The sequence below is a fragment of the Bradyrhizobium sp. dw_411 genome (assembly GCF_018449695.1).
Taxonomy (GTDB): Bacteria; Pseudomonadota; Alphaproteobacteria; order Rhizobiales; family Xanthobacteraceae; genus Bradyrhizobium.
Window position 1 is genome coordinate 537,755 of record NZ_JAAVUY010000002.1, and the last position, 21,259, is coordinate 559,013.

Sequence of the window (21,259 nt, forward strand, 5' to 3'; positions counted from 1 at the left end):
GTCCCCGGAGACACCCCCCACCCCCGACCCCTCCCCGCCGCTTCGCGGAGGGAGGGGAGAAGAGCACGCCGGCACGACGAAACGCCTGGCTACATCGCTTCTGACATCCATTACCTCTGTGGCAATCGCTCGAAACTCGGCATCCCCTCGGGGATCACATGAAAATCCTGCTTGTCGATGGTGAAGATCGCCATCTGCGGGCTGCCGAACAGGCTGGGATCGTCGAGCGTGCCGATCTTCAGGACCGCGGCGGGCAATCCCGGCCGCCTTGTGATCAGATGGGTGCCGCACTCGGCACAGAAATCCCGGGTCACCGCGCCTTCAAGATCGCTGCGTGTAAACTGCTTCGGTGTTCCCTTGGTATAGCTGAAGCCCGCGATCGGCATCAGCGTGAACATGTTGGGACCGCCGCCGCTGATATATTGGCATTCGCGGCAATGGCACTGCGCTTTCAACATCGGTTCGCCTTCGGCGGCGTAACGCACCTGGCCGCAATAGCATCCACCTTCCAGCTTCATGACGTTCTCCTTGTCTTGTTAAGGCGTCGTGCTTTTAGTGCATGGTCTTGTCCGAAGCCGCATGCGCGTGCTTGTCGATCGCATCGATAATCTGTGGCCACATCGGGATCGGCAGCGCGTGGCCCATGCCTTCGATCATCAGGAGTTTCGCGCCGGGGATCGAGGCCGCGGTGTCCTTGCCGCCTTCGGGCCGGACCAGCGGATCGACGGTGCCGTGAATGACCAGCGTTGGTGTCTTGACCGATGCCAGCCGCTCCTTGCGGCTACCAGAGGCGAGGATGGCGCGAAGCTGCCGTCCGACGCCGGCCGGATTGAGGCCGCGCGCATAGGTGCGTTCGGCGCGGGCGCGATCGAGCGCTTCGTCTTCCGGGAAACTGCCGGCGCGCAGCACTTTCCAGGTGTGCGCGAAACGATCGAAATACTCTTCCTTGGTCGCCGGCGGCGGCGCCATCAACACCGCGGTGGCCTCGCGGGTCGGCGGCGGCACTTTTGGATTGCCCGTCGTCGACATGATCGAGGTCAATGAGCGCACCCGCTGCGGAAACGAGATCGCGATCTCCTGGGCGATCATGCCGCCCATCGACGCGCCTACCAAATGCGCCGACTTGATCCCGAGCGTATCCATCAGGCCGGTGACATCCAGCGCCATGTCGGACAGCCGGTAGGGAGCATCGACCGGGATTTTCAGGAAACGCAGCTTGAGCAGTTCCACCGGGCTCAGGCGCTTGCCGCCAGTCAGCCTGGTGGACTTGCCGATGTCGCGGTTGTCGAACCGGATCACGCGAAAGCCGCGCGCGGCGAGCTGCCGGCAGAATTCATCGTCCCAATGTATCATCTGGGCGCCAAGCCCCATGATCAGAAGCAACGGCTCGGCCGCCGCGTCGCCGAAGATCTCGTAGCAAAGCTCGATGCCGTTGGTGCGGGCCATTTGCGGCGGCTGATGCGCTGACGGATTCACGTGGCAGCTCCCTCTGAGGTGGTATTGTTTTGAGGACTCTATGACACGGTTTGTCGCGCTGCAGAAGGCTGCATAAGCTATTCCGCGGAACGGGAAATCGGCCCGCCCGGTTGACCGGCCCGGCGCAACGGTATGGAATGATCGAAACAGGCGAAGCAATCGCCGTCAATCCAATCCAGGGGAGGCGCCGATGGCCGACAAAAGCAACGATCCAGTCGCGCTGTGGCAAAACATGGTCGGCGAGATGGAAAAAGGTTTCAACGCCTTTGCCAATCAGGCGATGGCGTCGCCGCAATTCAGCAAGGTCGTCAATCAGGTCGGCGGGGCTACGGCGGGCGCGCAGAAGCAGCTCGGCGATCTCATGGAGAAATATCTCGTCAGCATGAACCTGCCGAGCCGCTCACAGATGGTCAGCATGGCCGAGCGGCTGCAATCGATCGAGGGGCAGTTGAACGAGATCAAGGCGCTGTTGCATCAGGTGCACAGCAATTCCATCACCTCGGAAGGCGGACATGCCGGCGCGCCCAAGCCGCCGCGCACCAAGCGTCCGCCGTCGGCGGACGGGGAACAAAAATGAATGCCACGCCGGGCATTGATCTGGCCGCGATCCCGGAGCGGATTCAATCCGAAGTGCAGCGCGCGATCCAACGCAGCATCAAGGGCGTCGAATATCTATCGTCGTCCGGTCCTTCGCTCGGCTCGACGCCGAAAGACATCCTGCATGTGCGCGGCACGATGAATCTCTATCATTACCGGCCGGTCGCGGACGAGATCTATCGCATACCGATCCTGATCGTGATGGCGACCACCAACCGTGGCTACATCCTCGATCTGGTGCCGGGCCAGAGCTTCATCGAGTTTCTGTTGAAGCGCGGCTACGACGTCTACATGCTGGACTGGGCTGCGCCCAAACCCGAAGAGAAATCGCTGCGGATGGAGGACTACGTCCTCGACTTCATCCCGGATTGTGTCCGCCAGGTGCAACGCGATTCCGGCGAGACCGATGTCACGGTGATCGGCTATTGCTTCGGCGGCGTGCTGTCGCTGTTGTATGGATCGATCTTTCCCGATGGGCCAATGAAGAATTTGATCTGCTTCACCACGCCGGTCGATTTTCGCGAGATGAAGCTGTTCCAGAATTTCGCGGACCGCCGCTATTTCGATGTTGACCACCTGATCGACAGTGTCGGCAACGTGCCGCCCGAGATGATCCTGTCATCCTTCGAGATGCTGCGGCCGGCCTCGCGGGCTGCGAGCCAGGTGCAATTGTGGGAGAACATCTGGAACGACGAATACGTCAAGTCATACCGGATGTTCGATCGCTGGGCGACCGATACGCTGCCGCTGGCCGGTGAATATTTCCGCACCATCACCCGCGATCTGATGTGGGACAACAAGCTCTACAATGACGAAATGTCGGTCGGCGGCCGCAAGGCAGATATTTCGAAGATCAAAGTGCCGATCCTGCATGCGGTCGCCGAGCACGACCACATCGTACCCTATGATGCCGCCAAGCCGCTGATCCCCAAGATCGGCTCGGCCGACAAGCAGGAAGTGATCCTCAAGGGCGGCCATGTCAGCCTGGTCGCCGGCGCCAATGCCATCAAGCGGCTGTGGCCGAAACTGGATTCATGGCTGGGTGAGAGATCGATATGAGTGAAATCCGTTCCTATCCGCGGCGCGTGGCGACCGAGGCCGGCGAGATCGAAGTGCGGCTGATGTCGCAGGCCGATGAAGTCGCCGTGCTGGATTTTGCGCGAAAGCTGCCGATGCATGATTTGCTGTTTCTGCCGCGCGACATCAGCGAGCCCAAGGTGCTGGCGGCCTGGATCAAGGAGATCGAGCGCGGCGCGATCACGAGCCTCCTGGCGGTGAAGGCGGGCAGGGTGGTGGGATGCGGAACGCTGGTGCGCGATCCCCTGTCATGGTCGCCGCATGTCGGTGAAATCCGCAACGTCGTCGCGACGGAAGTGCGCGGCCAAGGCGTCGGCCGGGCGCTGACGCAGGAAATCTTTGCCCTCGCTTTAGGCGTCGGCCTCGAAAAGCTGCTTGTGCAAATGACGGTCGATCAAACCGGCGCCATCGCGATCTTCGAAGGCCTGGGCTTTAAGGCCGAGGCGCTGTTGCGCGACCATGTGAGGGATAAGGCCGGCAAAAAGCACGATATCGTCGTGCTCGGGCACAATGTGGCGCAGGTTCGGGCCCAGATGGAAGCCTATGGGTTGCCGGGCGCTGTGCAGCCCTGAAGCAGGGCGTAAGTTCCCTTGCGCTGGTTTACCGGGCAGATCGCCTAATCAGCGAGCTGATCACGAATTCGTGATATCGCAGTGCAACAAAGATATTGCGACGCACCATTAACTATGGCACAACGATCACGCCCCGGGCCAAAGCGGACGGGGTGAGCCCATAGCTCAAACCCTGAGGATGGAGAGACCCCAATGACCACCGAGACCCAAGCCAATTCCGTGCTGAACAGCGTCAAGGAAGCTTTCGCCCCCGTCACCGAAGCGCTCAAGAACCTCCAGAACTTGGAAGTCCCCGAGGCTGCCCGTGAGTTCGTGAAGAAGACCGCCGGCACCGCCAAGGAGCGCGCCGCTGACCTTCATGCCGGCTCCGAGAAGGTGACTGCTGCGATCGAGACCGCTGCTGCCGGTTCGGTCAGTGAAGCCGCCAAGATCAGCCGCAATATCCAGCAGGCGATTTATTCGGACACCGAAGCCTTCTTCGCCGGCATCGACAAGCTGGCTTCCGCCAAGTCGATCAACGAAGCGGTTCAGATCCAGTCCGACCTGCTTCGCGCCAGCGGCGAGACCTTCGTGTCGCGCGCCAAGTCGACCACCGAATATCTCGGCAAGCTCGTCGCCGACGGTGCCAAGACCGCGCAGGACAACCTCTCCAAGGTCTACACCAAGTCCGCCTGATCGCGGTTAAGCTGACGGCCAGTCATTCAAAGGCCCGCGTCATGCGGGCCTTCTTTTTTGGCGCGTGCCGCATATAGAGTCTTTCCACCGTCATTCCGGACGACGCGAAGCGGCGATCCGGAATCTCGAGATTCCGGGTTCGTGCTTCGCACGCCCCGGAATGACGGCGGAAGGGATGCCGCGCCATGATTGATCCCCACTCCCCGAAAGCCGCCATGACCACGTCAGGCACATTTTCGTTCGCCACATCAGCCGATGCTGCGCGTGCAGCCGAGCTGCGGCGCGTCAAGCTGCTGGCTATGCTGGTGCTGGCCGGCACGCTGGCGCTGTTCGTGATAGCGAAATTGTTGCTGCCGGCGCATCCGGCATTTGGCTTTGTCGCGGCGTTCGCGGAAGCCGCGACGATTGGCGGCTTGGCTGACTGGTATGCGGTCGTGGCGCTGTTTCGTAGGCCTTTGGGATTGCCGATCCCGCACACGGCCATCATCCAGAGCAATCAGCACCGCATCGCCGACAAGCTCGGTGAATTCATCGAGGTGCATTTTCTCGAAGCCGTCCCCGTCGATGCAAGGCTGCGCCAGATCGATTTCGGCTCCTTCATTGCCGACTGGTTGCGCGACCGCAAGCGAAGCGCCGATCTCGCCCGCTTCACGCTGCGTCTGTTGCCCGAGGCGGTATCGGCCACTGAAAATTCGGGCTTGATGACCTTCATCACCCGGCGCATCGCCACGCAATTGCAGTCGATTGATCTGGCGCCGCTTGCGGCCGGCACGCTGCGCGCGTTCGTGGCCGAGGGCCGGCATCAGGGCTTGCTCGACGACATCCTGCGCGGGGTGCATCAATCGCTGACCCAGCCCGAAACCATGGCGATGATCCGCGAGAAAATCCGCGGTGAGTTGCCGACGCTTTTAAAACTCTATCGCGCCGACAAATTCCTGGTGAACAAGATCGTGGCGTCCGCGACTTCGTTCTTTGAAGAAGTCCGCAATGATCCGGCGCATCCGTTCCGCGGCGAATTCGATCGCATGGTGCTGTCGTTCGTGGACCGGCTCGGCAGCGATCCGGCCTATGTCGATCGCATCGACAGCCTGAAGCGCGACCTCTTGGCGCGTCCTGAACTCGGCGATCTCGCGCGCAATATCTGGTCGAATACGCGCAGCTTTATCGAACGCAGCGCCAGCGGCGAAACGCAGGTGCTGCAGCATTATCTGGCGCGCATGTTCGTGGAGGCCGGCGAGGCGCTCGCGGGCGATGCCGAATTGCGTTCGGAAATTAACAAGGGCCTCGTCGCGGTGCTCGGCAGTTTCATCGCGGACCAGAAAAGCGGCGTGTCAGGATTCATCGCCGATCAGGTCAAATCCTGGGACATGGGGCAGTTGATTTCGCTGATTGAAATCAACATCGGCAGGGATCTGCAATACATCCGTTTCAACGGTTCGCTGATCGGCGGGCTTGCCGGATTGGCGCTCTATACGGGAGAATATTTGCTGCGATGGCTGTGACTTTTAGATCACTGCGCATGTTTTAAATGTGGGGACCTATTGTCCCGTCTGATGTCACCAGCTTGAATGCTGGAATCAGCGTCTTAACTTGATCCAGAATTGTTGCGTTGCGGAACGATTATCCGGCTTTTGCGTCGTACTATTGATCCATTGGGCCGCCCGTCAGAGGCCGGCTTTGAAGAGGAAACACGATGTCCGCTACAGCCCAGACGCTGCGCCCGCCGTCCAGAACCCTGATGTTGCTGGAAGGACGGGCGTTTCATGAACTCGGTGCTTTTCTCGGCGCATTGCCGCTGCTCAGCCTTGCGCCGAAGGGCGACGGTCATCCCGTGCTGGTGCTGCCCGGGCTTGTCGCTTCGGACACCTCGACGCGCCCGCTGCGCAGCTTCCTGAAGAGCCGTGACTATGCCGTCAGCGGCTGGCGTCAGGGCCGCAATCTCGGCCTGCGCGACGGCGTGCAGCATGCGATGGTCGATCTGGTGCGCGAACTCAGCGATGCGCATGGCCGCAAGATCAGTCTGGTCGGCTGGAGCCTCGGCGGTCTCTATGCGCGACAGCTCGCCAAGATGATGCCCGAACGCGTGCGCTCGGTGATCACGCTCGGCAGTCCGTTTGCCGGTGATCCCAAAGCGACCAATGCCTGGCGCGTCTATGAATTGGCGAGCGGCCGACGCGCCGATGAAGAGGATGCCCGGTTCGGTGGATCGCTGTCCGAAACCCCGCCGGTACCGACCACCGCGATCTTCAGCCGTACCGACGGCATCTGCGCGTGGCAGGGCTGCATGGAAAAGCCGTCGGCGCTGTCAGAAAATATCGAAGTCGAGAGCAGCCATTGCGGCATGGGCCATCACCCCGCGGTGGTCTATGCGGTGGCGGAACGTCTGGCTCAGCCCGAAGGCGAATGGGCCCCGTTCGATCGCAGCGGTTGGCGCAGCCTCGTGTATCCGGATCCGACTAGATAAAGTTGGCGCTGCTTCATCCTTCGAGACGGCCGCTTCGCGGCCTCCTCAGGATGAGGTCCTGGAGGATGCCCCTCAGAAGAAGGTTCGAGAACCCTCATGGTGAGGAGCGCGACTTCGCGCGTCTCGAACCATGAGGCCCCGACAGACGAACGTTGTCGCCACTCCGCAAATCGCGCTATGCGTTACGCATGGCGCATCCGCTTGCCGGCATTATTGATCAGCTCAAGCGCGAACCCTCGCGCACCGGCTCCATTGTCATCACCGTGTTCGGCGACGCCATCGTGCCGCGCGGCGGTTCGGTCTGGCTCGGCACGCTCCTGGAGTTTTTCGCGACCATCGACATCGACAGCGGCGTGGTGCGCACCGCGATGTCGCGGCTCGCCGCCGATGGCTGGCTCGAGCGCCACAAAGTCGGCCGCAACAGTTTCTACCGGCTGGTCAAGAAGGGACGGCAAACCTTCGATGCCGCGACACGACACATCTACGATCCGCAACCGTCCGACTGGACCGGCCGCTTTGAACTGCTGCTGATCGGCAAAGCCGAGGATCGCGACGCCGCGCGCGAGCCGCTGAAAAATGCCGGCTTCGGTACGCCGTTGCCCGGTGTGTGGGTCGCGCCTTCTGGCGCTCCGATTCCGGAAGAGGCTTCATCCGCGATCCGGCTGGAAGTTTCCGCCGAGGACGACAGCGGGCGGCGTTTGCTCAGCGAAAGCTGGCCGCTCGATCGCACCGCCGATGCCTATCTGAAATTCATGAAAACCTTTGAGCCGTTGAGGGGCTGGATCGGCCGTGGCGAAACCCTCGCGGATACCGAGGCCTTCACCGCGCGAATCCTGCTGATCCACCACTACCGGCGCGTGGTGCTGCGCGATCCCTTGCTGCCGCCCCCATTACTGCCGGCGGATTGGCCCGGCAGGGCCGCCCGCCAGCTTTGCGGCGAAATCTATCGCGGGCTGCTTCCGGCATCCGAACAATGGCTTGACCGCAATGCCAGCAACGAAAAAGGCCCGCTGCCGGCCGCCGGTGTGGAACTCGTGCGCCGGTTCGGCGACTGACATTATGTTACAAAAATAACTTGTATTTCTCTTTTTATGTTATATTTTGATCTCGTTCTAGGGAGGTCGGCCGTGTACACCCAAGCGCTCAACGCGTCGGATGCCGAAGACCGCTATATCGAGGACGCCGATCGCTCGGCGCAGTTTCAGGCGCGCATCGACGCCGACGATCGCATCGAGCCGAATGACTGGATGCCGGCGGCCTATCGCAAGACACTGACCCGGCAGATTTCGCAACACGCGCATTCCGAAATTGTCGGCATGCTGCCGGAGGGCAACTGGATCACCCGCGCGCCGTCACTGCGCCGCAAGGCGGCCTTGCTCGCCAAAGTGCAGGACGAATGCGGTCACGGGCTTTATCTGTACGCCGCCGCCGAGACGCTCGGCACCTCGCGTGAAGAGCTGGTCGACCTGATGCTGTCAGGCAAAGCCAAATATTCCTCGATCTTCAATTACCCGACGCTGACCTGGGCCGACATCGGTGTGATCGGCTGGCTGGTCGATGGCGCGGCGATCATGAACCAGATTCCACTGTGCCGGTGTTCCTATGGCCCCTATGCCCGCGCGATGATCCGCGTCTGCAAGGAGGAATCCTTTCACCAGCGGCAGGGTTTTGAGATCATGCTGACGCTGGCGCGTGGATCCGAGGAGCAGAAGGCGATGGCGCAAAGCGCGCTCGATCGCTGGTGGTGGCCGGTGCTGATGATGTTCGGGCCGCCCGACAAGGTGAGCCAGCACAGCGACACCTCGACCAAATGGAAGATCAAGCGCTTCTCCAACGATGAGCTGCGGCAGAAATTCGTCGATGCCACGGTGCCACAGGCGTATTATCTGGGTCTTACGATTCCCGATCCCGGCATGAAGCAGAACGAATCCGGGAATTGGGAGTACAGCGCGATCGACTGGAGCGAGTTCAATGCGGTGCTGGCCGGCAACGGCCCATGCAACCGCGATCGTCTCGCGGCGCGGCGCAAGGCGCATGATGAAGGCTCCTGGGTGCGCGAGGCCGCGCAGGCCTATGCTGAGAAACGCAAGAGCCGCAAGGCCGCGGCATAAGCCGCAAAATTTATAAAAATATAGGGAGCCCAGAATGGCCACGCCGAATACGCAATTGTGGGAGGTCTTTATCCGTAGCCGAAACGGCCTCGCGCATAAACACGTCGGCTCGTTGCACGCCGCCGATACGACGCTGGCGCTGCAGGCTGCGCGCGATATCTACACCCGGCGCGGCGAGGGGTTGTCGATCTGGGTGGTGCCCTCGAACGCGATCACCGCTTCCGATCCGTCAGAGAAGGGCATGATGTTCGAACCCGCGGAATCCAAGATCTATCGCCATCCGACGTTTTATGATGTGCCGGATGAAGTAGGGCATATGTGATTGTTGATCCCTCATGGTGAGGGTGTTCCAAATTTTCGAAACGTCATTGCGAGCGCAGCGAAGCAATCCATCGCTCAAGAAAAAAAGAAAGAATGGATTGCTTCGTCGCTTCGCTCCTCGCAATGACGAAACACTGTTAGCGCATTAGGTTCATCGAAATGTCCATCGCCTCGATCCAGGTCTCTGAAACGCCGCTGGTGCTCTACGCGCTGCGCCGGGCTGACGATGCTTTGATCCTGGGGCACCGGCTGTCGGAATGGTGCGGCCATGCGCCGATGCTGGAAGAGGACATGGCGCTCGCCAATATGGGGCTCGATCTGCTCGGGCAGGCGCGCGAATTGTATTCATATGCCGCCGAGGTCGAAGGCAAAGGCAACGACGAGGACAAGTTCGCGTATCTGCGCGACGTCCGGCAGTACCGCAATCTACTGCTGCTGGAACAGCCGAACGGCGATTTCGCGCACACCATGGTGCGGCAATTCTTCTACTCAGGTTTTGCCGATCTCTATTGGCGCGCGATGATGAAGTCTGATGACGCGATACTGGCGGCGATTGCGGCGAAATCCGAGAAGGAAAGCGCTTATCACATCAGACATTCCTCGGAATGGATCGTTCGGCTCGGCGACGGCACAGCGGAAAGTCATCGCCGCGCGCAGAGCGCGATCGACGATCTCTGGGCCTATACTGGCGAAATGTTCGAAGCCGACGACAGCGAGTGGGCCTTGATCGAGGCCGGCGTCGCGGTCGACCCCGCGACGTTACGCTCGCACTGGCTGAAGACCGTTACTGATGTCGTGGGCGAGGCGACTTTGAGCCTGCCCAAAAATGACTGGATGCAGCAGGGCGGGCGCAGCGGCCGGCACAGCGAGCATCTCGGCCATCTCCTGAGCGAGCTGCAATCGATGCCGCGGACATTTCCGGGGGCGACATGGTGACCGCCTTGCTGGACGATACCGCGTTACGGCAACAGGCCTGGGATATCGCGGCCGGCGTGGTCGATCCCGAAATTCCCGTGCTCACCATCGCCGATCTCGGCGTGCTGCGCGATGTCGCGGTGACCGACGGCCGCGTCGAGGTCGCGATCACGCCGACCTATTCCGGTTGTCCCGCGATGAACATGATCCAGCTCGAGATCGAGCTGGCGCTGGAGCGTGAGGGCTTTCGGGGCGCAAAGGTTCGCACCGTGCTGTCGCCGGCCTGGACCACCGACTGGATGAGCGAGGAGGGGCGCCGCAAACTCCGGGACTACGGCATTGCGCCGCCGGCGGCGGGCAGTTCCCGCCGCGCGCTGTTCGGCGTGCAGGAAGTCGCGTGCCCGCAATGCGGCTCGGTCAATACCGAAGTGCTTGCCGAATTCGGCTCGACCTCCTGCAAGGCGCTGTGGCGCTGCAAGAGCTGCCGCGAACCCTTTGATTATTTCAGATGTCATTGACCATGTCGGCTTCAATTCCGCGTTTTCACCGTCTGGCCGTCAACGATTTGCGCCGCGAATCCGCCGATGCGGTGTCGCTGACCTTCGCGATTCCGGGCGAACTCGTGGACGACTATCGCTTCGCGCCCGGGCAATATCTGACGCTGCGCACCACGATGGACGGCGAAGAAGTCCGCCGGTCCTATTCGATCTGCTCCGGTCCCGATGACGGCGAACTGCGCATCGCCGTGAAGAAGGTCGATGGCGGCGCGTTTTCGAGTTGGGCCGCCGACGAGTTGAAAGCCGGCGACGAACTCGACGTCATGACGCCGACGGGACGTTTCGGGATCGTGCACGCACCCGATGAAGCGCGGGTCTATGTCGGCTTTGCCGCCGGCTCCGGCATCACGCCGATCCTGTCGATCGTGAAGGGCGTGCTGGCGCGCGAGCCGCACAGCCGCTTCTTTCTGTTCTACGGCAACCGTTCGACCGGCGGCATGCTGTTTCGCGAGGCGCTGGAAGAACTCAAGGACCGCTTCATGCAGCGGTTCTCGGTTTTCCATGTGATCTCCGGCGAAGAGCAGGACATCCCGATCCTGCATGGCCGGCTCGACGGCGACAAGGTGCGGGTGCTGCTGCGCTCGCTGGTTCCGGCCGCGAGCGTCGATCATGTCTTTATCTGCGGTCCCACCGGCATGAGCGAGGATATCGAAGCCACTTGTCGCGATATCGGGATGCCTGCCGACTCCATTCACGTTGAGCGTTTTGTCTCGGGCCTCGGCGGCAAGCCGCGCCCGAAAGCTGTGATCCCGGAGAATGCGCCGCCGAAGGCGATCGCGTCGTTGATTGTCGACGGCAAACGCCGCGACGTGCCGGTTGCCGAGGGTGAGGCCATTCTCGATGCGGCCCTGCGCGCGGGCATGGATTTGCCGTTCGCCTGCAAGGGCGGCATGTGCTCGACCTGCCGCGCCAAGCTGGTCGAGGGCGACGCGCCGATGGAATTGAATTATTCGCTGGAGCCGTGGGAGCTCAAGGCGGGATTTATCCTGACCTGCCAGGCGCGGCCGGCTTCGGAGCGGGTCGTGGTGGATTACGATCATGTTTAGCGGAGTATTGTTTCGTTGACACTGTCAACGCGCCGCCTCAACACTGGCGCACCTTAAAGAGGCTTGTTTCAACAAGCCCGACGACAACAGGGAGACCGCCGTGAACAAGGCCACGCCGACGCCTGACGATATCGCGCGCGCTTGCGCGCAAGCGATGTGGCAAGAGGACGATGCCAGCCGGGGGCTCGGCATGGAACTGGTCGAGGTCACGTCCGGCCATGCCACGCTGGCGATGACGATCAAGCCGCATATGGTCAATGGCCAGCGCATCGCCCATGGCGGCTTCATCTTTACGCTGGCAGATTCGGCCTTCGCCTTTGCCTGCAACTCCCATAACGAACGCGTTGTCGCCGCGCAGGGCGACATCACTTTTATCAGGCCGGGCAAGCTCGGCGATCGGCTGGTCGCGACCGCGCGTGAAGTCTCGCGCAGTGGTCGATCAGGGATCTACGATGTGAGTGTCACGACAGAGAATGGCACCGTCATTGCTGAGTTTCGCGGCCATTCCCGCGTGATATCAGGCACATGGCTGCCGGAAAGCGGCACCAAACCATAATAATCGATCAGGGAAACGCGCGATGTCTTCGACAAGGATTGGACAAAGCGGCTACCGCGCCGAGATGGATGATGCCGAGCGCGCCTCGCGCGACGAGATTATCGCGCTGCAAACAAAGCGCATGGCGTGGTCTCTGGCGCATGCCTACGCCAATGTCAGGCATTACAACCAGGCGTTCGACAGGGCCGGCGTGCATCCGTCGGATTTCAGGCGGCTCTCTGATTTGGCCAAATTCCCGTTCACCGTCAAAACCGACCTGCGCGACAATTATCCCTTCAACATGTTCGCGGTCCCCCGCGAAAAGCTGGTGCGCGTCCACGCGTCTTCGGGGACTACCGGCAGGCCGATCGTGGTCGGCTATACCCAGGGCGATATCGACATGTGGTCCGAGGTGATGGCGCGCTCGATCCGCGCCGCCGGTGGCCGCACCGGCATGATCATGCATAATGCCTATGGCTACGGCCTGTTCACCGGTGGCCTCGGTGCGCATTACGGCGCCGAGCGGCTTGGCTGCACGGTGGTGCCGGTGTCCGGCGGCATGACCGAGCGGCAGGTGCAGCTCATCAACGATTTCAAGCCCGACATCATCACGGTGACGCCGAGCTACATGCTGGCGATCCTCGACGAGTTCAAGCGCCAGAACATTGACCCACGCCAATCGTCGCTGAAACTCGGCATCTTCGGCGCCGAGCCCTGGACCAACGCGATGCGCGCCGAGATCGAGCAGGCGTTCGACATGGACGCGACCGATATCTACGGTCTGTCGGAGGTGATCGGGCCGGGCGTCGCGCAGGAATGCGTCGAGACCAAGGATGGCCTGCACATCTGGGAGGATCATTTCTATCCCGAGGTGATTGATCCCGAGACTGGCCAAGTGCTGCCAGACGGCGAAAAGGGCGAGCTGGTTTTCACCTCGCTGACCAAGGAAGCTTTCCCGATCGTCCGTTACCGCACCCGCGACCTGACGCGGTTATTGCCCGGAACCGCACGGCCGGGGATGCGACGGATGGAGAAGGTCACCGGACGCTCCGACGACATGATCATCCTGCGCGGTGTCAACGTGTTCCCGACCCAGATCGAGGAGGCTTTACTCGCGACCGAGTGGTGCGGCGGTCATTTCGTCATCGAACTGACGCGCGAGGGGCGGATGGACCAGATGGCGGTGCTGGCCGAATCCCGTCCCGAGCATTGGGACGGTAGCGGGCTTTTGGTGCACGCCGAGAAGGTTTCGGCCTTTATCAAGAATACCATCGGGATATCGGCCCGGGTCGGGATTGTCGCGCCGGACACGCTGGAACGGTCCTTGGGCAAGGCCAAGCGTGTTTACGACAAGCGGCCAAAAGGGTAACTCCTGTTTCTCGCGACACGAGAAATTGGAAATCCCCGTAATGCCGTCTGCCCAAAATACCCAATCCGTCACTGCCGAGACCAGAAGCGTGCGCCTGCTCGCCAAGGCCGCCGATGCGGCATCAATAGCTCCCGTGATCGAGCGCCGCGCACTGTCGCGGGCCGCGAACGAGGTGCTGATCGAGGTCAAGGCAGCGGCGGTGAATCCCTCCGACATCAAGGCCGCAACCGGCCTGATGCCCTACGCGGTGTTTCCGCGCACCTCCGGCCGCGACTACGCCGGGATCGTGATCGACGGTCCGGCTGGCACGATCGGCCGCGAAGTGTTCGGCTCGTCGGGCGATCTGGGGATCCGGCGCGACGGCACCCATGCCACGCATTTGGCGGTCGAAGCCGAGGCGGTGGTGGAGAAGCCCAAAAATCTTTCCTGGGAAGAGGCCGCCGGCATCGGCGTTCCCTTTGTCACGGCGATGGAAGGTTTTCGCCGCGCCGGGATGCCGAAAAAAGGCGAGACCGTGCTGGTGCTAGGGGTCAACGGCAAGGTCGGACAGGCCGCGACGCAAATCGCGACCTGGCACGGCGCGCGCGTGATCGGTGTGGTGCGCCGGGATGAGCCTTACGAGGGGCATACCAATTCCAGCGTGGAGGTGGTCGATGCATCGGCGACTGATCTGGCGCCGCGCGTGCGCGAACTCACCGACGGCAAGGGCGCCGACATCGTGTTCAACACGGTCGGCGATCCCTATTTCCAGGCGGCGCACAAGGCGCTGGCCTTGCGGGGTCGCCAGATCCTGATCTCGGCGATCGACCGGATCGTGCAGTTCAATATTCTGGAATTCTATCGCGGCCAGCATACCTATGTCGGCATCGACTCGCTCGGCCTGTCGTCGATCGCGACCGGTGCGGTGCTGCGCGAGCTCGGGCCCGGCTTTGCCAGCGGCCATCTCAAGACGTTTCCGATCAGGCCGAACGCGATCTATCCGTTGGAAGACGCCAAAACCGCGTTTGTCGCCGTCGCCGGTTCATCGCGCGATCGCGTAATTCTGCGGCCGTAAATATTTAGTTCGTCATTGCGGGGAGCGAAGCGACGAAGCAATCCATCTTTTTTACGGATATGGATTGCTTCGCTTCGCTCGCAATGACGGGAGGTGAGACTGGTCGCATTGGTTAAATCCGGCCAGTCTCTAAAGAAAGGATTCCATGGATTCAGGCGCCCACATCGTCGTCTATGCCGGTCTCCTGATTGGCCTCGTCTACGGCGCGGTGGGGCTATTGAGCGGGTTTTGCCTGATGAGCAGTCTGCGCGGCTGGTGGGCGCAGGGCGATGGCCGACTGGTCCGAAGTTATGCGCTGGCGCTGGGCGTGGCGATCGTCGCCACGCAGTTGCTGGCCGGCAGTGGCATGGTCGATCTCGCCAAGTCGATCTATCTGCAAAAGTCGTTCTCGGCGCCGCTGATGTTCTTCGGCGGGTTGTTGTTCGGTTATGGCATGGTGCTGTCGAATGGCTGCGGCTCGCGCGCGCTGGTGCTGCTCGGCCGAGGCAATCTGCGCTCGCTGGTGGTGGTGATCGTGCTCGGCATTGCTGCACAGATGACCCTCAAGGGACTGATCGCGCCGGCGCGGGTGGTGCTGCTGCAGGCATCGCAGACCACACCGGCGATCATTTCGCTGCCGGCGCTGGTGTCGGCCTTTGGCGTCAGCGAGGTCTTTGCGCGCACGCTGGTGGCCGCGGTGCTGTCCGGTGCGCTGATTATTTTTGCGTTCACACACACGCCGTTCCAGCGCGCCTGGGGACAGATTGCGGCCGGAATCATTGTTGGCCTGCTGGTCGCTGCCGGATGGTTCGCGACCGGCTATCTCGGTGCCGATGATTTCAATCCAGCCCCGGTCACCTCGCTCACCTTCATCGCGCCGGTCGCCGACGCGCTGCAATACGCGATGCTGTCGACCGGGCTGACCCTGAATTTCGGTATCACGCTGGTGGCTGGCGTCTTCCTGGGAAGCCTGGTGACCGCGCTGGTCACGCGCCGCTTTCATTGGGAGGGCTACACGTCGCCGCGCCATATGCTGCGTTCGATGGGTGGCGCGGCGCTGATGGGAGCGGGCGGCGCGATGGCCTATGGCTGCTCGGTCGGGCAGGGGCTGACGGGCATATCAACGCTGGCGCTGGCGTCTTTCGTCGCGGTGGCCGGGATATTGCTGGGATCGGCCGCAGGTCTGCGCGGCGTGTTGCGGGTGCAGCCGTTGGCGAGCGCGTAAGGCGCGCCCGCCTGGATGTTCGTCAATCGGCCGCCTTGGTCACGATGCGGATCTCCGAGGTGAGGGTGCGATGCACCGGGCACTTGTCGGCGATCTCCATCAGTTTCTGGCGCTGCTCGGCGTCGAGCGCGCCTTCCATCGCGATGACGCGGTCGATCTGGTCGAGCATGCCAATCTTGGTTTCGCACTCGGCGCAGTCTTCGGCATGGATTTTTTGATGCTTCAGCGTCACCGTGATGCGCTCCAGCGGCAGCGATTTGCGGTCGGCATACATGCGCATCGTCATCGACGTGCAGGCGCCGAGGCTGGCCAGCAGAAAATCATACGGCCCGGGTCCGGTGTCCTCGCCGCCGACGGAAACCGGTTCGTCCGCGAGCAGGCGATGCGGTCCGGTGGAGATAATCTGCTGGAGCTTGCTGTTGCGGGTTTCGCGAACCACGACTTGGCGTGGCCCTTCGTCCGTAACGGCGTCCTGTTCCGGCGCGGCCGGCGCGAGATAGCGCGTGGCCCATGCGGCGATGACGTCGGCGACATAGGCGGCATCGTTTTTGTTGGTCAAAAGGTGATCCGCGCCCGCCAGCGACACGAAGCTCTTGGGATGCTTGGCGGTAACGAAAATGCGGGTCGCGTTGTCGATCCCGACCGTGTCGTCGGTCGGCGCGTGCATCACCAGCAACGCCTTGTGCAGCCTGGCAACATGTTCCATCAGGCCGTGCTCGGCGATATCGTCGAGAAACTCGCGCTTGATGCGGAAAGGACGGCCTGCGAGCGAAACTTCGCTTTCGCCTTTCTTGCGGATATCCTCGATGCGATCGGCGAAAAGTCCCGTGACATGTGCGGGATCGGAGGGGGCGGCGATGGTGACGACGGCCTTGGCGTCCGGGATTTGACTGGCGGCGGCCAGAATGGCCGCACCGCCGAGGCTGTGGCCGATCAGGATCGCGGGCGCTTGGCGGGTTTCGCGCAGATGGTCGGCGGCCCGCACCAGGTCGGCGACGTTCGAGGAAAATGTCGAGTTGGCGAAATCGCCTTCGCTGGAGCCGAGGCCCGTGAAGTCGAACCGCAGTACCGCGATGCCCTTGGCCGCCAGCGTTACCGCGATACGCCGTGCGGCGAGCACATCCTTGCCGCAGGTGAAGCAGTGCGCCAGCAGCGCATAGGCAATCGGCTCGCGCTCGGGCAGATCGAGCGCGGCGGCCAGTTGATGGCCTTCCGAGCCGGTGAATTGAAAACGTTCAGTCAGCACGGAAGGTCTCCCTTGGGCTATTCGCGTTAAGCCTATTCGTGGCGGTGCATCGCCGATTCATGCTTGGTGTCGCGCATGGTCGCGTAGATCAGCAGCGACAGAAAGATCATGCCGCTGAGGTAGTAGTAGAACCAGTCTTCGTGGCCGAGACTCTTGAAATAGAGCGCGACCGCAGGCGCGGTGCCACCAAAGATCGACACCGTGATGGCGTAAGGTAGGCCGACGCCAAGCGCACGGATATTGGTCGGAAACAATTCGGCCTTCACGATTGCGTTAATCGAGGTGTAACCGGCGACGAATATCCATGCCGCGCAGATCAAGAGGAACGCCACGAACGGCGATTTGGTCTCCTTCAAAGCGCTCAGGATCGGGATCGTCGCCAGGGTGCCGACGACGCCGAAGAAGATCAGCAGCGGTTTGCGGCCGATCCGGTCAGATAGCGCGCCGTAAATCGGCTGCAGCAATGTGGCGAATACCAGAGAGCCGAAGATGACGAAGGTGGTTTCGTCGGCGGTGAGGCCGACCGACAATTTGACGAAGGTCTGCATATAGGTCGTGAAAGTGTAGAACGCGGCGGTGCCGCCGGCTGTGAGGCCGACCACCAGCAACAGCTCGCGGGGATATCTGAGCAGGCCGGCGATCGAGCCGGTCGGCTTGGCAATTTTCTTGGCCTCCACGAACGCCTCGGTCTCGTGCAGGTTGCGCCGCATCACCGCGGCAAAGATTGCCAGCACGGCGCCGATCACGAACGGGATCCGCCAGCCCCAAGCCTGCAATTCCTGCTGGGTCAGAAACACCTTTTGCAGCAACAGCAAAACAATGATCGCAGTGAGCTGGCCACCGATCAGGGTGACGTATTGAAAGCTGGAGTAGAAGCCGCGGTGCTTGGCGTCGGCGACTTCGCTCAAGTAAGTCGCGCTGGCGCCGTATTCGCCGCCGAGGCTCAGGCCCTCGATGACGCGCGCGAGCGCGAGGATCGCCGGTGCGGCGATGCCGATCGAGGCATAGGTCGGCGTGACCGCAATGATCAGCGAGCCGAAGCACATGCAGACCACGGACAGTGTCAGTGAAAGCCGCCGGCCGTAGCGATCGGCGATATAGCCGAACAGCCAGCCACCGAGCGGCCGCATCAGGAAGGTCGCGGCGAACAGCACGGCGGCATTGAGCTGTTGCACCACCGGATCGCTGTTCGGAAAGAAGGCCGGCGCGAAGTACAGCGCAAACGCGGTGTAGGCGTAGAAATCATACCATTCGACGAGGTTACCGATCGAGCCGATGAAGATCGCCTTGATCCGGCGCTCCGCGTCGTGGATGTCGAGGCGGTCGTCAGCGGCCGGGTTTAAAGCATGATCTGTCACGGTTGTTTCCTCGGGTTTTGTGTTTGGTTCGGCTCGGATCGTCTAGTTATTTTTGCAAATTAGTCTGGTGTAAATGGATCGAAGGGATAAGGCGCTCATCGCGCCTTGCAGAGGGCGTGTCCCTGGCATCGATCCCGATCGACGTGTATTTTTAGCGCTGCGGACATTTGAGCGTTCCCCCGTCTGCTGCTGCTTGGTGCCGCGCATTGTTCCCCGGGGGCAATTATAGCGGGGCAGGCATGATGCGCCAGCGCCGAACCGCGCTTTTCGCTGTCAATGCGGTGTCTGGCTACTTGTGTGGAATCGGCTCGATTCGGGGATCGATCGGCGTCGTGCCGCGCAGGCCCAGAATATCTTCCAGTACGTTGGCGCCGGCGAGGAGCTGCGCCTCGCCACGGGGCGGCGCGACCACCTGCAATCCGACCGGCAGGCCCGACGCGGTGAACCCGCATGGCAACGACATCGCCGGGCAACAGACCAGCGTGATGGCGTAGACGATGCCGAGCCACTCGACATAATTGTCGAATTTGGTGCCCGCGCATTCGGCGACATAACGGTCGCGGATCGGAAACGGCGGGACGATGGTTGCGGGCGCCAGCAGCAAATCATAGGTCTTGAAAAATTCCAGCGTGCGCGTGCTCATCGTGACGCGCTGGGCTTCGGCGCGCTCAAGCTGCTCGACGGTCAGCTTGAGGCCTTCCTCGATGTTCCAGATCACCTCCGGCTTCAACTGATCGCGCTTGGTGCGTAACAGCGCTGCCTTGCTGATCGCAAAATCGAAGGCGCGCAGTACATGGAAACATTCATGGGCCTCGCGCAAATCGGGATGCGCTTCCTCGACAATGACCCCGGCCTCGGCGAAACGCGCGGCTGCTTTGCGGGTGATCGCGGCGACTTCGGGATCGACGGGGGTGATGCCGAGATCGGGCGAATAGGCAATGCGTTTGGGCTTGTTGCCAGAGCGCGCGGCTGACAGGAACGATGCCGGCAACAAGGGCAGCGACAGCGGGTCGGCCGGGTGTTCGCCGCTCATCGCGTCCAGCAGCAGCGCCAGATCCTCGACATTGCGCGCCATCGGGCCGTGGACCCCCAGATTGCGGTCGATCTTCGCGGCCGGGCTGTGGGCGACGCGGCCGATGCTCGGCCTCATGCCAACGATGCCGCAGAAGCTGGCGGGATTGCGCAGCGAACCGCCCATGTCGGTTCCGTGGGCGAGCCAGGCCATCCCGGTGGCCAGCGCCACGGCAGCGCCGCCCGAAGAACCGGCGGCGGAGCGCGACAGGTCCCAGGGGTTCAATGTCGCGCCGAATACTTCGTTGAACGTATTGGCGCCGGCGCCGAATTCCGGCGTGTTGGATTTGGCGTAAATCAGCCCGCCATGATGTTCGAGCTGTTCAACCACGATATCCGAGCGCGCGGGAACATTGTCTTTATAGATCGGCGAGCCCTGCGTGGTCAGCACGCCCTCGACATTGGTGAGGTCCTTGATCGGGATCGGCATGCCGGCGAGCAGGCCGCGCTTGCCGATCGGCTTTTTCATCAAGGCCTTGGCGCGATCCCGGGCACGATCGAAACACAGGATCGGCAGGGCGTTGACCTTGTCGTCAACCTCGGCGATTCGCTGCTCCAGCGCGTCCAACAAATCAAGTGGGGTGACCTCGCCGGCATTAAGTTTATCGATGACGGCGCATGCTGTCGCATGCACTAGCTTTTGATCGGATGCCACTTACATCTCCCCCCGGGGTCCGCTTTGGGATGACGGATTGTGTAGCCCTGTAAATCATTTTCCGACAAAGTGAAATGCAGCAAGAATGGGGAGGTTTAACAATGAGCACGCCGTTCGATGCGCCTGACTGGCGCGGAATGAGCCAGAAGGATCGGGACGACGGCCTTAACAATGGCGCAGCCGTGGCCGGCAGTGGCGAGATCGTCGCCGAATGGGACCGGCGTTCAACCGACATGCGTGCGCGGCATCCCGCGCACCTGGATCTGCGATATGGCCCGCGTGAGCGCAATCGCATCGATTTCTTCAAGTCTGCCGAAAAAGCCCCGACGCTGGTGTTCATTCATGGCGGCTATTGGCAGATGCGCGCCAAGGAAAACTTCGCGTTGTTTGCCGGCGGTCCGATGATGTTCGGCATCAATGTCGCGATGATCGGCTATACGCTGGCGCCGGACGCGACGCTCGATCAGATCGTCGCCGAAATCCATGCGGGGATCGATTTTCTGGCCGCGGAACTGCCGGCGCTCGGCGGTGATCCGAGCCGTATCGCGGTGTGCGGATGGTCGGCCGGCGGTCATCTCACGGCAATGGCGTTGTCGAATCCGAACATTAGGGGCGGCGTCGCGATCAGCGGGATCTACGATCTTGAGCCGATCCGTCACAGCTATCTCAACGTCAAATTGAAGCTCGACGAACTGATGTCCCGCCGCAATTCGCCGATGGCGCATGCGGCAGGCCCGTTGAAGCCACTGGCGCTGGTGGTCGGCGGCGGTGAACTGCCGCTGCTGCGCAGACAGACCGCCGACTTCGCCGGTCATCGCGCCAAATATGGCCTGCCGGTCAGTTACGAAGAGATCCCTGATGCCGACCATTTCAGCGTGATGGACCAGTTGGCGTCACCGACCGGCAGGATCACCGCGCTGATCCGGCATTTGTTTGAGCGGAAGGCGGGGTGACGA

Annotated in this window: 22 protein-coding genes; 17 read left to right on the forward strand and 5 right to left on the reverse strand. The window is 61.9% G+C overall.

What is annotated here, in order from left to right; translation table 11 throughout:
- Nucleotides 1–110: 110 nt before the first annotated feature.
- Nucleotides 111–518 carry a GFA family protein gene (locus tag HB676_RS05025; RefSeq protein WP_213736562.1) on the reverse strand — a complete coding sequence of 136 codons (408 nt, stop codon included), beginning with the start codon at nucleotides 516–518 and terminating at the stop codon, nucleotides 111–113.
- A 34-nt stretch (nucleotides 519–552) separates the two neighbouring features.
- Nucleotides 553–1,446, reverse strand: a complete 894-nt coding sequence (locus HB676_RS05030) for an alpha/beta hydrolase (RefSeq protein WP_213736616.1) — start codon at nucleotides 1,444–1,446, stop codon at nucleotides 553–555.
- A 220-nt stretch (nucleotides 1,447–1,666) separates the two neighbouring features.
- Here HB676_RS05030 and HB676_RS05035 point away from each other — a divergent pair, with 220 nt between their 5' ends.
- From HB676_RS05035 to HB676_RS05110, 16 genes are all read left to right on the forward strand, one after another.
- Nucleotides 1,667–2,053 (forward strand): poly(R)-hydroxyalkanoic acid synthase subunit PhaE, encoded by a 387-nt coding sequence (locus HB676_RS05035; RefSeq protein ID WP_213736563.1) that lies wholly within the window; start codon nucleotides 1,667–1,669, stop codon nucleotides 2,051–2,053.
- Nucleotides 2,050–3,132, forward strand: coding sequence for an alpha/beta fold hydrolase (locus HB676_RS05040; protein WP_213736564.1), 1,083 nt, complete (start codon nucleotides 2,050–2,052; stop codon nucleotides 3,130–3,132). The genes HB676_RS05035 and HB676_RS05040 overlap by 4 nt, the downstream gene beginning before the upstream one ends.
- A complete protein-coding gene (locus tag HB676_RS05045; protein ID WP_213736565.1) occupies nucleotides 3,129–3,722 on the forward strand; it encodes a GNAT family N-acetyltransferase in 594 nt (197 codons plus the stop codon). Before HB676_RS05040 ends, HB676_RS05045 begins: the two co-directional genes overlap by 4 nt.
- A gap of 192 nt (nucleotides 3,723–3,914) precedes the next feature.
- Entirely contained in the window at nucleotides 3,915–4,397 is a 483-nt protein-coding gene (locus HB676_RS05050) for a phasin (RefSeq protein ID WP_213736566.1), read from the forward strand.
- Between the two features lie 215 nt (nucleotides 4,398–4,612).
- Nucleotides 4,613–5,899 carry a DUF445 domain-containing protein gene (locus HB676_RS05055; RefSeq protein WP_213736617.1) on the forward strand — a complete coding sequence of 429 codons (1,287 nt, stop codon included), beginning with the start codon at nucleotides 4,613–4,615 and terminating at the stop codon, nucleotides 5,897–5,899.
- Nucleotides 5,900–6,090: 191 nt separating this feature from the next.
- Complete coding sequence (locus HB676_RS05060) at nucleotides 6,091–6,861, forward strand: alpha/beta hydrolase (RefSeq protein ID WP_213736567.1); 771 nt, start codon at nucleotides 6,091–6,093, stop codon at nucleotides 6,859–6,861.
- A 188-nt stretch (nucleotides 6,862–7,049) separates the two neighbouring features.
- Nucleotides 7,050–7,916 (forward strand): phenylacetic acid degradation operon negative regulatory protein PaaX, encoded by an 867-nt coding sequence (gene paaX, locus HB676_RS05065; RefSeq protein WP_213736568.1) that lies wholly within the window; start codon nucleotides 7,050–7,052, stop codon nucleotides 7,914–7,916.
- A 72-nt stretch (nucleotides 7,917–7,988) separates the two neighbouring features.
- Nucleotides 7,989–8,972, forward strand: a complete 984-nt coding sequence (gene paaA, locus HB676_RS05070) for a 1,2-phenylacetyl-CoA epoxidase subunit PaaA (protein ID WP_213736569.1) — start codon at nucleotides 7,989–7,991, stop codon at nucleotides 8,970–8,972.
- Nucleotides 8,973–9,006: 34 nt separating this feature from the next.
- Nucleotides 9,007–9,294, forward strand: coding sequence for a 1,2-phenylacetyl-CoA epoxidase subunit PaaB (gene paaB / locus HB676_RS05075; protein ID WP_213736570.1), 288 nt, complete (start codon nucleotides 9,007–9,009; stop codon nucleotides 9,292–9,294).
- Between the two features lie 158 nt (nucleotides 9,295–9,452).
- The gene (paaC, locus tag HB676_RS05080) at nucleotides 9,453–10,229 is read left to right on the forward strand and encodes a 1,2-phenylacetyl-CoA epoxidase subunit PaaC (RefSeq protein WP_213736571.1); all 777 of its coding nucleotides are present in this window, start codon (nucleotides 9,453–9,455) and stop codon (nucleotides 10,227–10,229) included.
- The gene (paaD, locus tag HB676_RS05085; RefSeq protein ID WP_213736572.1) at nucleotides 10,223–10,726 is read left to right on the forward strand and encodes a 1,2-phenylacetyl-CoA epoxidase subunit PaaD; all 504 of its coding nucleotides are present in this window, start codon (nucleotides 10,223–10,225) and stop codon (nucleotides 10,724–10,726) included. The genes paaC and paaD overlap by 7 nt, the downstream gene beginning before the upstream one ends.
- Nucleotides 10,727–10,728: 2 nt before the next feature.
- Nucleotides 10,729–11,811 carry a 1,2-phenylacetyl-CoA epoxidase subunit PaaE gene (gene paaE / locus HB676_RS05090; RefSeq protein WP_213736618.1) on the forward strand — a complete coding sequence of 361 codons (1,083 nt, stop codon included), beginning with the start codon at nucleotides 10,729–10,731 and terminating at the stop codon, nucleotides 11,809–11,811.
- A 100-nt stretch (nucleotides 11,812–11,911) separates the two neighbouring features.
- Nucleotides 11,912–12,367 carry a hydroxyphenylacetyl-CoA thioesterase PaaI gene (paaI, locus tag HB676_RS05095; protein ID WP_213736573.1) on the forward strand — a complete coding sequence of 152 codons (456 nt, stop codon included), beginning with the start codon at nucleotides 11,912–11,914 and terminating at the stop codon, nucleotides 12,365–12,367.
- Nucleotides 12,368–12,389: 22 nt separating this feature from the next.
- Nucleotides 12,390–13,715, forward strand: coding sequence for a phenylacetate--CoA ligase PaaK (gene paaK / locus HB676_RS05100; protein WP_213736574.1), 1,326 nt, complete (start codon nucleotides 12,390–12,392; stop codon nucleotides 13,713–13,715).
- Nucleotides 13,716–13,755: 40 nt separating this feature from the next.
- Complete coding sequence (locus HB676_RS05105; RefSeq protein WP_213736575.1) at nucleotides 13,756–14,769, forward strand: zinc-binding alcohol dehydrogenase family protein; 1,014 nt, start codon at nucleotides 13,756–13,758, stop codon at nucleotides 14,767–14,769.
- A gap of 145 nt (nucleotides 14,770–14,914) precedes the next feature.
- On the forward strand, nucleotides 14,915–15,973 hold the full coding sequence (locus HB676_RS05110) for a YeeE/YedE family protein (RefSeq protein WP_213736576.1): 1,059 nt from the start codon (nucleotides 14,915–14,917) through the stop codon (nucleotides 15,971–15,973).
- A 22-nt stretch (nucleotides 15,974–15,995) separates the two neighbouring features.
- On the opposite strand, the gene HB676_RS05115 is transcribed toward HB676_RS05110, so the two are convergent.
- From HB676_RS05115 to HB676_RS05125, 3 genes are all read right to left on the reverse strand, one after another.
- Nucleotides 15,996–17,219, reverse strand: a complete 1,224-nt coding sequence (locus tag HB676_RS05115; RefSeq protein WP_213736577.1) for an alpha/beta fold hydrolase — start codon at nucleotides 17,217–17,219, stop codon at nucleotides 15,996–15,998.
- Between the two features lie 32 nt (nucleotides 17,220–17,251).
- A complete protein-coding gene (locus tag HB676_RS05120; protein ID WP_213736578.1) occupies nucleotides 17,252–18,577 on the reverse strand; it encodes an MFS transporter in 1,326 nt (441 codons plus the stop codon).
- A gap of 289 nt (nucleotides 18,578–18,866) precedes the next feature.
- A complete protein-coding gene (locus HB676_RS05125) occupies nucleotides 18,867–20,303 on the reverse strand; it encodes an amidase family protein (protein WP_213736579.1) in 1,437 nt (478 codons plus the stop codon).
- 101 nt (nucleotides 20,304–20,404) lie between these two features.
- Here HB676_RS05125 and HB676_RS05130 point away from each other — a divergent pair, with 101 nt between their 5' ends.
- On the forward strand, nucleotides 20,405–21,256 hold the full coding sequence (locus HB676_RS05130; RefSeq protein ID WP_213736580.1) for an alpha/beta hydrolase: 852 nt from the start codon (nucleotides 20,405–20,407) through the stop codon (nucleotides 21,254–21,256).
- Nucleotides 21,257–21,259 lie beyond the last annotated feature (3 nt).